The sequence below is a fragment of the Massilia sp. UBA6681 genome (assembly GCF_002454935.1).
GTDB lineage: Bacteria > Pseudomonadota > Gammaproteobacteria > Burkholderiales > Burkholderiaceae_D > Telluria > Telluria varians.
Map to the genome: position 1 here is coordinate 42,815 of NZ_DKJX01000070.1, position 15,237 is coordinate 58,051.

Sequence of the window (15,237 nt, forward strand, 5' to 3'; positions counted from 1 at the left end):
CGATGAAAACCATCGTGGTACGCACGCTGGCAGCGGTCCTGGTGGCCGCAACCGTCGCCGGTTGCGGCTTCCAGCTGCGCGGCTCGACCGGCCAGTACAACATGCCCTTCCAGAGCATCTACCTGGCCTTCCCCGAGACCTCGCCGCTGGGCACGGAGCTCAAGCGCAACCTGCGCGCGGGCGACTCCGTGCGCGTCGAGACCGACGCCTCCAAGGCGCAGGCCCTGTTCGACGTGCTGTCCGAGTCGCGCGGCAAGTCGATCCTGTCGCTGAACAGCCTGGGCCGGGTGCGCGAGTACTCGCTGAGCTACACCCTGGTGTTCCGCGTGCGCGACGCCAACAACAAGGAGCTGCTCGGCCCGACCGAGATCACCCTGCGCCGCAACATCGCCTTCGACGAATCGCAGGTGCTGGCCAAGGAATCGGAAGAGCAGCTGCTGTACCGCGACATGCAGGCCGACCTGGTGCAGCAGATCCTGCGCCGCCTGGCCGCGATCAAACCTGTCTGACGAGTTGAGACTGAAGCATGCAGCTGCGGCCTGAGGCCCTCGAGGGCCACCTGGCCAAGGGCCTGGCGCCCTTGTACGTGATCACCAGCGACGAGCACCTGCTCGCGCTGGAAGCGGCCGACCGTATTCGCAAGACCGCCCGCGCGCAAGGCTTTACCGAGCGCGACGTGCTCACGGTCGAGCGCAACTTCAAGTGGGGCGAACTGCTGGCCGCGAACCAGGCCATGTCCCTGTTCGGCGACAAGAAGCTGATCGAGCTGCGCATCCCGAGCGGCAAACCCGGCAAGGACGGCAGCGCCGCCCTGCAGGCTTATGCCAAGGACCTCGGTCCCGACAACCTCACCCTGATCACCTTGCCGAAGCTGGACTGGCAGACCGCCAAGGCCTCGTGGGTGGCGGCGCTGCAGCAGGCGGCGGTCTACATCGAGATTCCGAACGTGGAGCGCGCCCAGCTGCCGGGCTGGATCGGCATGCGTCTCTCCGCGCAAGGGCAGAGTGCCGAGCGCCAGAGCCTGGACTTCATCGCCGATCGCGTCGAGGGCAACCTGCTGGCGGCGCACCAGGAAATCCAGAAGCTCGGCCTGCTGTACGAGCCGGGCAAGCTGAGCTTCGAACAGGTGCACGACGCCGTGCTCAACGTGGCGCGCTACGACGTGTTCAAGCTGTCCGAAGCCATGCTGGCGGGCGACCCGGCGCGCCTGGCGCGCATGCTCGACGGCCTGAAAGGCGAGGGCGAGGCGCTGCCGCTGGTTTTATGGGCCGTCAGTGAAGAAATCCGCACGCTGCTAAAATTGAAATCCGGGATGGCGCAGGGCCGCCCGCTGGGCGCGCTGCTGAAGGAATACCGCATCTGGGGTCCGCGCGAGCGCATGATGGAACCGGCGCTGCGGCGCGTGTCCCTCGCCACGCTGGAAGCGGCGCTGCAGGAGGCGGCGCAGGTGGACCGGATGGTCAAGGGCCTGCGCGCGAAGGCGTTTGCGGGCGATGCGTGGGATGCCATGCTGCAGCTGGCGCTGCGGGTCGCACGATAACCGAATCCGTTCCGGCTGCGTCTCATTACAACTAGGCTAGGGAACGACGATGGACATCACCGAACACATGCACTCCATGGGCCGCAAGGCCCGTGCCGCTTCGCGCGCCATGGCGCGTGCCGACGGCGCCACCCGCAACCGCGCGCTGCTCCTGATCGCCGACGCCATCGAGCGCGACGCCGCCGTGCTGCGCGCGGCGAACCAGGAAGACATGGAGGCGGCCCGCGCCGGCGGCCTGGAACCGGCCCTGCTCGACCGCCTGGCGCTGACCGAGGGCGCCATCAAGACCATGGTCGAGGGCCTGCGCCAGATCCTCACGCTGCCCGACCCGGTCGGCGAAATTACCAACATGAAGTCGCGCCCGAGCGGCATCCAGGTCGGCCAGATGCGCGTGCCGCTGGGCGTCATCGGCATCATCTACGAGGCGCGCCCGAACGTGACGGTGGATGCGGCCGGCCTGTGCATCAAGAGCGGCAACGCGGCGATCCTGCGCGGCGGCTCGGAAGCCATCCACTGCAACCGCGCGCTGGCCAAGCTGGTGTCGGAGGGCCTGCAGGGCGCCGGCCTGCCGCTGGACGCGGTGCAGGTGGTCGACACGGTCGACCGCGCCGCCGTCGGCGCCTTGATCACGATGTCGCAGTACGTGGACGTGATCGTCCCGCGCGGCGGCAAGGGCCTGATCGCGCGCCTGATCGAAGAGTCGACCGTCCCGATGATCAAGCACCTGGACGGCATCTGCCACGTCTACATCGACGACAAGGCCGACATCGCCAAGGCGCTGCCGGTCGCCTTCAACGCCAAGTGCCACCGCTACGGCACCTGCAACACGATGGAAACCCTCTTGGTGTCACGTTCGGTCGCACCCGTCGTGCTGCCGCAGCTGGCGGAGCTGTACAAGACGAAAGAGGTCGAGCTGCGCGCCGACGCGGAAGCGCATGCGATCCTGACGGGCTACCCCTGGCTGGCGCATGCGACCGAGCAGGACTGGAGCACCGAATACCTGGCGCCGATCCTGTCGATCCGCGTGGTGGAAGGGCTGGACGGCGCGATTGACCACATCAACACCTGGTCGTCGAAGCACACCGAATCGATCATCACCGAAGACTACAGCGCCGCGCTGCGCTTCCTGCGCGAGGTGGATTCGGCCTCGGTGATGGTGAACGCCTCGACCCGTTTCGCGGACGGCTTCGAATACGGCCTGGGCGCGGAGATCGGCATTTCGAACGACAAGCTGCATGCGCGCGGACCGGTGGGGCTGGAGGGGCTCACCTCGCTCAAGTACGTCGTGTTCGGGCACGGCGAAGTGCGTAGCTGACAAGAACGACAACAAGGAATCGCATGTACCTCTGGATCAAGGCCCTGCACATCGTTTTCATCGCCTCCTGGTTCGCCGGGCTGTTCTACCTGCCGCGCATCTTCGTGAACCTGGCCCAGGAAACCAATCCGGCGGCGCTCGAGCGCCTGTTGGGCATGGGGCGCCGGCTGTACCGCTTCACCACGATCCTGATGGTGCCGGCCCTGGTGCTGGGCATCTGGCTGTGGCTGGGCTACGGCATCCGGGGCGGCTGGCTGCATGCGAAACTGGCGCTCGTGATCCTGACGATCGGCTACCATCACGCCTGCGGCTCGCTGCTCAAGAAATTCGAGCGCGGGACGAATGTGCGCAGCCACACATGGTATCGCTACTTCAATGAAGTGCCGGTGCTGTTGCTGCTGGCGATTGTGATTTTGGTAGTCGTCAAACCGTTCTAAGAGTTAGCTCTGGAACGTCATCCCGGCGAAGGCCGGGATCCAAGTTCGCGGGTCCGCCACGAACGTCAGTGGGTTCCGGCCTTCGCCGGAACGACGGTCTTCAGGCTAACGGTGCAATTAGATTGCGACGGTCTCAAGGTTAGCAGTACTGATACTGCTAACACGTTTCAAGTTTTATTAACGGACAAAGGGTACCCCTCATGGCCTCATATTTTTGCCCATGCCCGCGCGGCATGGAAGCGGCACTTGCCGAAGAACTGGGTGAAATCGCCCAGCACAGCACCACCATGCGGGTGCACAACCAGGTGCCTGGCGGCGTGCACTGCTCCGGTTCGCTGGTGGATGCCTACCGCATCAACCTGCACTCGCGCATCGCCTCGCGCGTCCTGATGCGCATGGGGCAGCGCAGCTACAACAACGAGAACGACATCTACGACCTGGTGCTCGAGCAGCCCTGGGAAGACTGGTTCGGCGTCAACCACACCATCCGCGTCGACGTCACCGCGGTGAAATCCCCGCTGAAGAGCCTCGAGTTCACCACGCTGAAGATCAAGGACGCCGTCTGCGACCGCTTCCGCGACCAGTTCAACAAGCGTCCCTCGGTGAACACCCGCGAGCCGGACATGCGCATCGTCGGCTTCCTCGACCAGCGCAACTTCATCATCTACCTCGACACCTCGGGCGAAGCGCTGTTCAAGCGCGGCTGGCGCGAAGAGACCGGCGACGCGCCGCTGCGCGAGAACCTGGCCGCCGGCATGCTGCGCGTGGCCGGCTGGAAGCCAGGCATCCCGCTGTTCGACCCGATGTGTGGCTCCGGCACCATCCTGGTCGAAGCGGCCCAGATGGTGCAGGGCATTCCGCCGGGCGCGCGCCGCCGCTTCGCGTTTGAAAAATTCGCCGACTTCGACCGCGAGGCCTGGGCAGCATTGAAGGCCGAGATCAAGCCGAACCTCTTGCCTGCCGAGCCGACCATCTTCGGTTCCGACATCTCGGGCGACATGGTCGCGATGACGCGCCATAACCTGAAGATCGCCGGCATCCTGTTCGACGTGCCGCTCAAGCAGATCGAAGCCCAGCACGTGTCGCCGCCCACAAGCGAGCCAGGCATCCTGCTGACCAACCCGCCGTATGGCGAGCGGATCGGCGTGCGCGGCGATTCCACGGTGCCGCAGGACGAGATGGCGGTCTCCTTCTACTCCGCGCTCGGCACCACGCTGAAGCAGCGTTTCGCCGGCTGGACCGCCTTCCTGTTCACGGCGGACCTCGGGCTGCCCAAGCTGCTGCGCCTGAAGGAATCGCGCAAGACCCCGTTCTTCAACGGCGCGCTCGAATGCCGCCTGTTCCGCTTCGACATGGTGGCGGGTTTCAACCGCCGCGAGGAAGCCAAACCGAAACAGGAGCAATAAGCCTCCATGCTGCCGCCGACCGAACCCGACGACTTGCCCAAGGATCCGGTCACGCCGGTTCCGCTGCCCGCGCCCCACAAGATCGCCATGCTCAGCGCCGGCGGCCTGGCCACGCTGCTGGCGGCGATGTCGATGCTGGGGCCGTTCTCGATCGACGCCTACCTGCCGGCCTTCCCGCAGATCCGCGCCGAGCTGAACGCCTCGGCGCTGGAAGTGCAGCAGACGCTCACCGCCTACATGCTGGCCTTCGCCGGCATGGTGCTGTGGCACGGCGCGCTGTCGGATGCCTTCGGGCGGCGCAACGTGGTCCTGTTCGCGCTGGTCGTGTTCGCGATCGGCACCTTCGGCTGCGCGGCGGCCAGTTCGGTGCACTACCTGTGGGTGTTCCGCATCATGCAGGGCGTGTCGGCGGGGGCGGGCGTGGTGGTGGGGCGCGCCATCATCCGCGACCTGTATTCGGATGCCGAGGCGGCGCGCCTGCTGTCGATGGTGACCATGATCTTCTCGATCGCACCGGCCATCGCGCCGGTGCTGGGCGGCTGGATCGTGACCCTGGCCGATTGGCGCGCGATCTTCCTGGCGCTGTGCGCCTATACCGTCATCCTGGGCTGGTTCTGCTGGAAGCACCTGCCCGAGACCGTGCCGAAGGAAAAGCGCCAGCCCTTCAATCCGCGCTTCCTGGCCCAGAGCTACGGCGCCATCTTCAGCTCCTTCCTGTTCCACATGAAGTCGGGCGTGGTGGCGCTGAACTTCGCCGGCCTGTTCCTGTACATCGCGTCGGCGCCGGTGATGCTGCCCGAGCACCTCGGCCTGGGCCCGTCGCAGTTTGCCTGGCTGTTCGTGCCGACCGTGAGCGGCATCTTCCTGGGCGCGCTGGCGGCCAACCGCATGGCCGGCAAGCTGGGCTTCGCGCGCCAGATCCGTATCGGCTTCTTCTTCATGCTGGGCGCGGTCGCCTTCAACGTGACCTACCACAGCTTCCTGCCGCCCTCGCTGCCCTGGAGCGTGGCGCACATGTTCTTCTTCACCTTCGGCAGCTCGATCATCGCGCCGGGCGCCACCCTGATGGCACTTGATATGTTCCCGCACATCCGCGGCACCGTGGCCTCGTGCCAGTCCTTCATGACCACCCTGGCGGGGGCGATCGTGGCGGGCGTGATTTCGCCGATGCTGTCGCATTCGGTGCTGTCGCTGGCGCTCGGCCAGGCCGGCTTCACGCTGCTGTCGATCGGCCTGTGGGCCACTGCGCGCCACTACCGGCGCCAGAAAATCCGCGACGGGCACCCGATGCCGTGATCGGGTTCAGTGAACCCGATCATTGTCGTGAAATAAAATTTCATATATGCATGCATATGTGAAATAATCTTCCATTGATGCCGAAATAGCTTTCTTGCGCCTCTCACTTTAGAGCGACATCTCGACAACACTTTTTACAGAAAGTATTGTTCCCGATCAGAAATGTCTATATGCTAAGATAAGTTTTTCGTGCCCAGAACAAACGTTTAAACATTGTTCTGTTCAATACATAAACAAGAAAGACTTTGTGGCAACCCTACCCGGGCTGCCTCGGACAACCTTCGACACGCGGCCGCGTTGGAGACCATGCAAGCTTCGGATCAGGATATACGCAATCGTCTGCTGATTGCCCGTCTGCCGGCCATGCCGCAGATCCTCGTGCGTCTCATCGAACACCTGCAGGCCGACGACCTCGGCATGCCGGAGCTGGCCGCCCTGATCTCGAAGGATGCCGGCATGACCGGCAAATTGCTGGCCGTGGCCAACAGCTCCGCCTACCAGCGGCACCACCGCAACGTCAACCTCGAGCAGTCCCTGGTCGCCCTCGGCACCGACATGATCAAGACGCTGGTGATCAGCGACTCGGTGTTCCAGACCTTTAACAATTTCCCGCATTCGGGCAGCACCGACCTGCGCGCCTTCTGGAAGAATTCGCTGAGCACGGCCGTCATCGCGAAGGACATCGCACGCGCCGTCGAGTACCCGCACCTGGAAGAGGCCTACCTGGCCGGCCTGCTGCACAATGTCGGCCGCCTGGCCCTCCTGGCCACCGCGCCCAAGGAATACGCCTTCAACTTCAGCGCGCGCGACGACGAGGACCTGTGCGCGGTCGAGCAGCGCACCCTGCAGATCACCCACGCCGAAGCCGGCGCCTGGCTGATCGAACGCTGGCAGCTCGATTCCTTCCTGGCCGACGCCGTGCTGTACCACCACGAGCCGAGCGAGCGCCTGGAGTCGGCCCACCCCTTGATCCGCATCGTGCGCCTGGCCCACGTGCTGTCCAGCCATGCCGGCGACGAAGTCATGGTGCGCGACGCCGCGGCCCTGTGCGGCATCGACGACGAACAGGCCGGCCAGATGCTGGCCGGCGCCGCGCGCCAGGTCGAGAAGGCCGCCGCCCACCTGGGCATCGACCTGGAAGGCGCCGACGACGTCCCGGCGCCGCCGGCCTATGCGCCACCAAGCCTGGATCCGGTGCAGCAGCGCCTGTCCGAAGAAGTGCGCAACATGGTGCTGGTCTCGGAAGTGGGCCAGAGCTTCGCGCGCCAGCAGGGAGAATCCGGCCTGCTGGAAGCGATGACGCGCTCGGCGCGCATCCTGTTCGACTTCGGCAATGCCGTGGTCCTGCTGGAGAACCCGACCGGCCACGCCCTGGTCGGTGCGCCGACCCAGGGCAGCCAGCGCATCGCCGAATTCGCCGTGCCGCTCGCGAAAGGCGGCGCCATCGCCAAGAGCGCGCTGGAGCGCCGTCCGGCCTTCATCGGGCGCGACGGCGACAGCCTCGGCCTGGCCGAGGAACAGCTGCTGCGCATGCTCGGCACCGACAGCCTGGTGTGCGTGCCGCTGGTCGCCGGCGCGCGCTGCCTGGGCGTGCTGATCGGCGGCATCGCGGCCTGGCAGGTCCCGTATTGCCAGCGGCGCGAGCGCTTCATGCAGTCCTTCGGGGCGCAGGCCGCCACCGCGCTGGAGAACATGCTGCTCGAGCGCGGCCATGCAAGGCGCCAGCTGGCCCACGTGGCCGAGGAATACCGCGAGGCCTCGCGCCGCGTGGTGCACGAAGTGAACAACCCGCTGTCGATCATCAAGAACTACCTGAGTGTCCTCGACAGCAAGCTGGCGCGCCAGGAGCCGGTGAACACCGAGATGTCGATCCTGAACGAAGAGATCGACCGCGTCGGCCAGCTGGTCGGCAGCCTGGCCGAGCTCAAGCCGGTCGATACCGGCCCGCGCCCGACCGACGTCGCCAAGGTGGTGGACGAGGTGCAGCGCCTGTTCCGCAGCACCGGCTTCGTTCCGGCCACGGTCGACATCGTCGTCACCATGCACGAGGAAGCGACCCGCATCGAGGGCGACGCCGACGTGCTCAAGCAGATCCTGGTGAACCTGGTGAAGAACGCCATCGAGGCCCTCGGCACGGGCGGCGGGCGCGTGGAGATCGTCAACCGCGGCCATGTGAACCGCGAGCGCCAGCTCTACCTGGAACTGGTCGTCAGCGACAACGGCCCCGGCCTGTCGCGCGACGTGCTGGCCCATTTGTTCTCGCCGGTGAAGAGCACCAAGGACGGCGCCCACCATGGCCTCGGCCTGTCCATCGTGCACAGCCTGGTCAAGAAGCTGGGCGGCCACATCGGCTGCCGCAGCGGCCGCAACGGCACCGCATTCGAAATCCTCCTGCCGGCGTGGTCCGGCGCCGCCGCCACCGGCACCAGTCTTGGTAACGCCGTGGCGCTGCCGGCCCGCGCGATCGGCTCCGCATAACATCATGATCAACGCGCACAACGCCATGTTTTCCGGCGAACCGGCCCCGTATTCCCCAACGCTCGAGACCGACAGCCAGCCACGCCTGCTGCTGGTCGACGACGAGCCGCGCCTGCTGTCCTCGCTGTACGAGCTGCTGAAGGGCCGCGGCTACCAGCTCACCACCGCGTCCTCGGGCACCGAAGCCCTGGCCCATTTGTCGCGCCTGCGCTTCGACCTGGTCCTGCTCGACCTGCGCCTGCCCGACATCGGCGGCCACGAGATCATGGACTTCATCAACCAGAAGGGCATCGACGCCGACGTGATCGTGATGAGCGGCGAAGTCGGCATCGATGCGGCGATCGGCGCGCTCAAGCGCGGCGCCTACGACTACCTGCGCAAGCCCTACGCGCGCGAAGAACTGCTGGCCACGGTCGCCAACGCCCTCAAGGGCCGCCGCCTGGCGCTCGAGAACCAGCGCATGGCCACCCAGCTGGACGCCTCCGAGAAGATGTACCGCTACCTGGTCGACTCCTCGCCGGACATCATCTACACGCTGAACCACGAAGGCCGCTTCACCTTCGTGAACGACCGCGCCTACCAGCTGCTGGGTTACTCGCGCGACGAGCTGCTCGGCAAGCACTATTCGGTGCTGGTGCATGAGGAAGACCTGGAACGCGCGCGCTACGTCTTCAACGAGCGCCGTGTCGACGAGCGCGCCTCGCGCAACGTCGAGCTGCGCCTGAAGTGCAGGAGCGGCAACGGCAACGGCCACGAGCGCACCTTCAATAACACCCTGATGACGATTTCGCTGAACGCGATCGGCATGCACGTGCCCGACCAGGAAGTGAAGAAGCTCGAGTTCTTCGGCACCTACGGCGTGGCGCGCGACATCACCGACCGCAAGCGCGCCGAAGAAGTCATCTCCTACCAGGCCTACCACGACATCCTGACCGACCTGCCGAACCGCATCCTGTTCAAGGATCGCCTCGGACTGGCCGTGATCCAGGCCAAGCGCAAGAAGACCGAGCTGGCGGTGATGTTCATCGACCTCGATCGCTTCAAGCTGGTCAACGACACCCTCGGCCACGTGAAGGGCGACGAGCTGCTGCAGCAGGCCGCCACCCGCCTGAAGAGTTGCCTGCGCAAGGGCGACACGCTGGCGCGCCAGGGCGGCGACGAATTCACCATCGTGCTGCCGGAGCTGCGCGACCGCGACGACGCGCGCATGGTCGCCGACAAGTTCCTCGAGGTCCTGCAGGAGCCGTTCGACCTGGACGGCCACGAAGTGCACATCTCGGCATCGATCGGCATCGCCATCTACCCGACCGACGGCGAATCGATCGACGAGCTGCTGCGTCATGCCGACATCGCCATGTACCAGGTCAAGGCCCAGGGCAAGAACGGCCACAGCTTCTACCACACCTCGATGCTGGACATCTCGCACCAGAAGATCGCCCTCGAGCAGGCGCTGCGCCGCGCGCTCGAGCAGGACGAGCTGGAGATGTACTACCAGCCGCAGATCGACGCGCTCACCGGCCGCATCGTCGGCGCCGAGGCGCTGATGCGCTGGAACCACCCGACCCGCGGCGTGCTGTCGGCCGGCGAGTTCCTGCCGTTTGCGGAAGAGAACGGCCTGATGCTGCCGATCTCGGACTGGATGATCGGCGCGCTGTGTCGCGACATGCTGCAGTGGAATGCCTCGGGCACCGACCACGTGCGCCTGTCGCTCAACCTGTCGCCGCAATACCTCGACCGCGGCGACTTCTTCGAGAAGATGCGCAACGCGCTGGTGCGCTACGGGATCGCGCCGGGCCAGATCGAAGTCGAGATCACCGAGAACATCTGCATCCGCAACCCGCAGTACGCGATCGAACAGCTGAATAAACTGTGCCAGCTCGGCGTGTCGATCGCCATCGACGATTTCGGCACCGGTTACTCGTCGCTGTCCTACCTGCACCGCTTCCCGATCCACACCGTCAAGATCGACCAGTCCTTCGTCAAGGAGATCCACGAAGAGGGCGGCCATTATCCGGTGATCCTGGCGATCATCTCGATCGCGCGCGGCCTGGGCCTGAACCTGATCGCGGAAGGCGTGGAGACCGAGGAGCAGGCACGCTACCTGCGCGCCAACGGCTGCATGACGATGCAGGGCTACCTGTACTACCGCCCGATCCCGCTGGGCGAATTCATCAAGTCGCTGCGCACCCAGCCGACGCTGTTCGGCCTGCGGGCAGTGCAGGCGTAAGCGGACGCCATGCTCGACATCCCTGCCCAGCCTGGCGACATCGAAGGTCGCCACACCGCGGAATTCCTGCGCGTGAAGGGCATGGCCGAGCGCGGCGTGCCGAGCGCCCAGCACAGCCTGGGCTTCATGTACGCGAGCGGCCAGGGGGTGCCCCAGAACTACGAACTGGCGGTGGCCTGGTACCGCATGGCGGCCAGCGCCGACCTCGAGCTGGCGCAGTACAACCTCGGCGTGATGTACCAGAAGGGCCAGGGCGTCGGCCAGGACTACGGCCAGGCCGCCTACTGGTACCGCCGCGCCGCCGAACAGGGTTATGCGCCGGCGCAGTACAACCTGGGCTGGCTGTATGCGAAAGGCCAGGGCGTGCCGAGCGACGTGCAGCAGGCCCTGCACTGGTTCAGCCAGGCCGCCGGCCAGGGCGAACCGGGCGCGCAGCACAACCTCGGCATGATGTACGAGACCGGCAAGGGCGTGCCCCAGGACCAGGATGCCGCCACCGAGTGGTACCGCCGCGCCGCGGAACAGGGCTATGCGCGCTCGCAGTTCAGCCTCGCGCTGCGCTCCAGCGGGGCGCAGTCGGTCGACTGGTTCCGCAAGGCCGCAGAGCAGGGCTACGCGCCGGCCCAGTTCAACCTCGGCCTGCGCTACGACAAGGGGCAGGACCTCGAGCAGGACAGCGCGCTGGCGATCCTGTGGTACGGCCGCGCCGCCGAACAGGGTCACGCCAGCTCCCAGTTCAATCTGGCCCTCATCTACGACAGCGGGCACGGCGTGCCGCGCGACGAAGCGCTGGCGCTGCACTGGTACCGCCGCGCGGCAAGCCAGGGCCATGCGGGCGCCCAGGACAACCTCGGCGTGCGCTACGAGCACGGGCAGGGCGTCGAGCCCGACCCAAGCCAGGCTGCCCACTGGTACCGCCAGGCCGCCGAGCAGGGCATGCCCTCGGCCCAGTACCACCTCGGCCAGCTGTTCGACGCCGGCAGCGGCGTGCCGCAGGATCCCGCCCAGGCGGCCCACTGGTACCGCAAGGCGGCAGAACAGGGCCACCTGCGCGCCCAGTTCGACCTCGGCCTGCGCTACGAGGGCGGGGTGGGCGTGGCGCGCGACGAGGCGCAGGCGCTGGAGTGGTACCGGCGCGCGGCGAACCAGGACTACGCGCCGGCGCAGTACATGGTGGGCGTGCTGCTGGACCGCGCCGAGCATGCCGATCCAAGCGAGGCGACCGACTGGTTCCACAAGGCCGCCGACCAGGGCCACGCGCTGGCGCAATTCGAGCTGGGCCTGCGCCACGACTGCGGCAAGGGCGTCGAGCGCGACTACGAGGCGGCGCATTTCTGGTACCTGTGCGCGGCGCGCCAGGGGCATGCGCGCGCCCAGTTCAACCTCGGCGTGATGTATTCGGCAGGGCAGGGCGTGCAGCGCGACCTGGTCGAGGCCTACGCCTGGCTGCAGCGCGCGGGCGGGGCGGGCGTGGCCGCCGCGTCAGGCTACCTGAAGAAGATCGCGGCGCGCATGGAGCCGCAGCTGCTGGCGCAGGCGCAAGGCTACGCCTGAGCCCTCTGGCGCAAGCCCGGCGTTTCCTGTAGGGTGGTCGGCTGTGCCGACCCCGCGTCCAACCGACGCCGAACGGACGGGACGCATACATACAACAACTGTCCACGAGACGCCATGAAAAAACTCGCACTGCCCCTCCTGCTCGGTCTCGCAGCCGCAGCAGCCCTGCCTTCCCACGCCGCCGCACCCGCCACGAAGCAAACCGTCTTCGACCGCAAGGCCTACAGCATCGACCACAAGAAATTCGTGCTGCCCAACGGCCTGACCCTGCTGGTCCACACCGACCACAGCGTGCCGGTGGTCGGCGTGAACATGTGGTACCACGTCGGTTCGCGCAACGAGAAGCGCGGCAAGACCGGCTTTGCCCACCTGTTCGAGCACTTCTTCTTTAACGGTTCCGAGAACTACCCGCACGGCTTCCGCGAGGCGATGGACGACCTCGGCGCGAACAACCGCAACGGCACCACCAACGTCGACCGCACCAACTTCTTCGAAGACGTGCCGGTGTCGGCGCTGGAACGCACCCTGTTCCTGGAATCGGACCGCATGGGCTTCCTGGGCAACTACATCTCGCAGGCGATGCTGGAGCGCGAGCGCGGCGTGGTGCAGAACGAGAAGCGCCAGGGCGAGAACCAGCCGTATGGCCGCGTGCGCATGGAAATCTCGGCCAAGATGTACCCGTACTCGCATCCCTACTCGTGGTCGACCATCGGCTACATGGAAGACCTGCAGGCCGCCTCGCTGGAGGACATCAAGGAGTGGTACCGCACCTACTACGGCCCGAACAACGCGGTGATCTCGCTGGCCGGCGACATCACGCCGGAACGCGCCTATGAGCTGGTAAACAAGTACTTCGGCGCGATCCCGCCGGGCCCGCCGCTGCCGCGCACCGAGAAATGGATCCCCCAGCTGGACCGCAACATCCGCGACGAGATGGAAGACCACGTGCCGCAGGTGCGCATCTACCGCAGCTGGCATACCTCTTCGTGGAAGGATGCCGACACCCAGCGCCTGAACCTGCTGGCCGGCGTGCTGGCCGGCTCGAAGAATGCGCGCCTGGACAAGCGCCTGGTGTACGAGAAGGGCATGGCCACCGGCGTGTCGGCCTATGTGAACGACGCGGAGCTGGGCGGCACCTTCAACCTGTCGGTCACCGTCAAGCCGGGCGTCGATCCGCTCGAGGTCGAGCGCGAGATGGAGCGCGTGGTGGCCGAGCTGCTCGACAAGGGCCCGACCGAAGCGGAACTCAAGCGCGTGAAGACCCGCGACCTGGCCGATTTCGCACGCAGCCTGGAGCGCGTGGGCGGCATGGGCGGCCGCAACGACGTGCTGGCCGAAAGCCAGACCTACGGCGGCAAGCCGGACGCCTACCTCGACCGCCTCGAGCTGTTCGCCACCAGCACCCCGGCGGACGTCAAGACTGCCGCCAACCGCTGGCTGCGCGCCAACCACTACACCATGACGGTGCGCCCTTCGGCCAAGCTGGCCGCCACCAAGTCGACCCTGGACCGCAAGCAGCTGCCCGCGCTGGGCGACGCGCCGGACGTCAAGTTCCCGGCGCTGCAGCGCGCCCAGCTGAAGAACGGCCTGAATGTCGTGCTGCTCGAGCGTCATACCGCCCCGATCGTCAACGTCTCGCTGGCGGTCGATGCCGGCGCGGCTTCCGACACCGCGGCCAAGGCCGGCGCCGCTTCGCTGGCGCTGGACCTGCTGGACAAGGGCACGAAATCGCGTGACGCCTTCGCGCTGTCGGACGCGCTGGAAAACCTGGGCGCGCGCCTGAGCACCGGCACCTCCCAGGACCAGTCGCTGGTGCGCCTGCAGGCGACCAGCGCCAACCTGACGCCTTCGCTGGCCCTGATGGCTGAAGCCGCGCTGAGCCCGAGCTTCCCGCAAGACCAGTTCGCGCTGTCGAAGAGCCGCCGCATCGCCGCCATCGGCCAGGAAAAGGCCCAGCCGAACAGCCTGGCCCTGCGCCTGATCCCGTCGCTGCTGTACGGAGCCGAGCATGCCTACGGCAAGCCGGCCTCCGGTTTCGAAGGCAGCGTGCAAAGCCTGAGCCGCGACGACCTGATGGCATGGCACGGCACCTGGTTCAAGCCGGGCAGCGCCACCATCATCGTCGCCGGCGACACCACCATGGACAAGCTGCTGCCGGCGCTGGAAGCGAGCTTCGGCAAGTGGCAGCAGGGCAGCGCCCCGGCCAAGCAGATGGCCACCGTGCCGGCGACCCGGGGCAAGCGCCTGATCCTGGTGGACAAGCCGGACGCGCCGCAGTCGACCATCGTCGCGACCCACGTCTCGCAGGCCAACGGCCAGCCGGAAGACCTGGCGATGGAGCCGGTGATGACCAACTTCGGCGGCATCGCGACCTCGCGCCTGAACCGCAACCTGCGCCTGGACAAGCACTGGAGCTACGGCACCCAGGCCCGCCTGCCGGACGTGCGCGGCCAGCGTCCGTTCTACATCATCGCGCCGGTGCAGACCGACAAGACGGTCGAGGCGATGCGGGAGGTAGCCAAGGAACTGCGCGGCGTGGCCGGCGAGCGTCCGCTGGTGGGTACCGAGTACGAGAGCATCATGCGCAACATGACGTCGCGCCTGCCGGGCCGCTTCTCCACCCTCGCCGCGCTGGAAGCGGCAGGGCTGGACGCCGTCAACCTGGGCCTGGCGGACGACTACTGGACCAAGTACGCGTCGAACGTGCGCGCGCTCAAGCCGGAGCAGCTCGCAAGCGCATCGTCGAAGTTCATCAAGCCGGATGAGGCGGTGTGGATGGTGATCGGCGACCTGCGCAAGATCGAGGCGGGCGTGCGCTCGCTCGGTTGGGGCGAGGTGAGCGTGGTCGATGCGGACGGCAAGCCGATTCGTTGATGTGAGCTTGCTTTAGTGGAAAGCCCGGTCCCGTGACCGGGCTTTTTTTCGTCTCGTCCCAGCTTTGAACCGCCAATCGGCGTGCACAGTTGACCCGGCTCGCCTGTGCA

General features: G+C 66.6%; 10 protein-coding genes. All 10 read left to right on the top strand.

Features of this window, described 5'->3' with window-relative positions:
- Positions 1-2: 2 nt before the first annotated feature.
- The 10 genes from lptE (at position 3) to B2R83_RS11705 (ending at position 15,127) form a co-directional block, all read left to right on the top strand.
- The gene (gene lptE, locus B2R83_RS11660; protein ID WP_209587123.1) at positions 3-509 is read left to right on the top strand and encodes an LPS assembly lipoprotein LptE; all 507 of its coding nucleotides are present in this window, start codon (positions 3-5) and stop codon (positions 507-509) included.
- Between the two features lie 17 nt (positions 510-526).
- Positions 527-1,540, top strand: coding sequence for a DNA polymerase III subunit delta (gene holA, locus B2R83_RS11665; RefSeq protein ID WP_292041332.1), 1,014 nt, complete (start codon positions 527-529; stop codon positions 1,538-1,540).
- A 49-nt stretch (positions 1,541-1,589) separates the two neighbouring features.
- Positions 1,590-2,855, top strand: a complete 1,266-nt coding sequence (locus B2R83_RS11670; RefSeq protein ID WP_292041334.1) for a glutamate-5-semialdehyde dehydrogenase — start codon at positions 1,590-1,592, stop codon at positions 2,853-2,855.
- 23 nt (positions 2,856-2,878) lie between these two features.
- The gene (locus tag B2R83_RS11675) at positions 2,879-3,292 is read left to right on the top strand and encodes a CopD family protein (RefSeq protein ID WP_292041336.1); all 414 of its coding nucleotides are present in this window, start codon (positions 2,879-2,881) and stop codon (positions 3,290-3,292) included.
- Positions 3,293-3,492: 200 nt separating this feature from the next.
- Entirely contained in the window at positions 3,493-4,698 is a 1,206-nt protein-coding gene (locus tag B2R83_RS11680) for a THUMP domain-containing class I SAM-dependent RNA methyltransferase (protein ID WP_414674400.1), read from the top strand.
- Positions 4,699-4,704: 6 nt separating this feature from the next.
- Entirely contained in the window at positions 4,705-5,994 is a 1,290-nt protein-coding gene (locus B2R83_RS11685; RefSeq protein WP_292041338.1) for a multidrug effflux MFS transporter, read from the top strand.
- 306 nt (positions 5,995-6,300) lie between these two features.
- The gene (locus tag B2R83_RS11690; RefSeq protein ID WP_292041341.1) at positions 6,301-8,472 is read left to right on the top strand and encodes an HDOD domain-containing protein; all 2,172 of its coding nucleotides are present in this window, start codon (positions 6,301-6,303) and stop codon (positions 8,470-8,472) included.
- Positions 8,473-8,497: 25 nt separating this feature from the next.
- Positions 8,498-10,699, top strand: coding sequence for a putative bifunctional diguanylate cyclase/phosphodiesterase (locus B2R83_RS11695; protein ID WP_414674401.1), 2,202 nt, complete (start codon positions 8,498-8,500; stop codon positions 10,697-10,699).
- A gap of 9 nt (positions 10,700-10,708) precedes the next feature.
- On the top strand, positions 10,709-12,253 hold the full coding sequence (locus B2R83_RS11700) for an SEL1-like repeat protein (RefSeq protein WP_292041345.1): 1,545 nt from the start codon (positions 10,709-10,711) through the stop codon (positions 12,251-12,253).
- A gap of 114 nt (positions 12,254-12,367) precedes the next feature.
- A complete protein-coding gene (locus B2R83_RS11705) occupies positions 12,368-15,127 on the top strand; it encodes a M16 family metallopeptidase (protein WP_292041347.1) in 2,760 nt (919 codons plus the stop codon).
- Positions 15,128-15,237 lie beyond the last annotated feature (110 nt).

Excerpts from the sequence above, each read along its gene's own strand:
- lptE (WP_209587123.1), top strand. The coding sequence starts at position 3 with ATGAAAACCATCGTGGTACGCACGCTGGCAGCGGTCCTGGTGGCCGCA.
- holA (WP_292041332.1), top strand. The coding sequence starts at position 527 with ATGCAGCTGCGGCCTGAGGCCCTCGAGGGCCACCTGGCCAAGGGCCTG.
- B2R83_RS11670 (WP_292041334.1), top strand. The coding sequence starts at position 1,590 with ATGGACATCACCGAACACATGCACTCCATGGGCCGCAAGGCCCGTGCC.
- B2R83_RS11675 (WP_292041336.1), top strand. The coding sequence starts at position 2,879 with ATGTACCTCTGGATCAAGGCCCTGCACATCGTTTTCATCGCCTCCTGG.
- B2R83_RS11680 (WP_414674400.1), top strand. The coding sequence starts at position 3,493 with ATGGCCTCATATTTTTGCCCATGCCCGCGCGGCATGGAAGCGGCACTT.
- B2R83_RS11685 (WP_292041338.1), top strand. The coding sequence starts at position 4,705 with ATGCTGCCGCCGACCGAACCCGACGACTTGCCCAAGGATCCGGTCACG.
- B2R83_RS11690 (WP_292041341.1), top strand. The coding sequence starts at position 6,301 with ATGCAAGCTTCGGATCAGGATATACGCAATCGTCTGCTGATTGCCCGT.
- B2R83_RS11695 (WP_414674401.1), top strand. The coding sequence starts at position 8,498 with ATGTTTTCCGGCGAACCGGCCCCGTATTCCCCAACGCTCGAGACCGAC.
- B2R83_RS11700 (WP_292041345.1), top strand. The coding sequence starts at position 10,709 with ATGCTCGACATCCCTGCCCAGCCTGGCGACATCGAAGGTCGCCACACC.
- B2R83_RS11705 (WP_292041347.1), top strand. The coding sequence starts at position 12,368 with ATGAAAAAACTCGCACTGCCCCTCCTGCTCGGTCTCGCAGCCGCAGCA.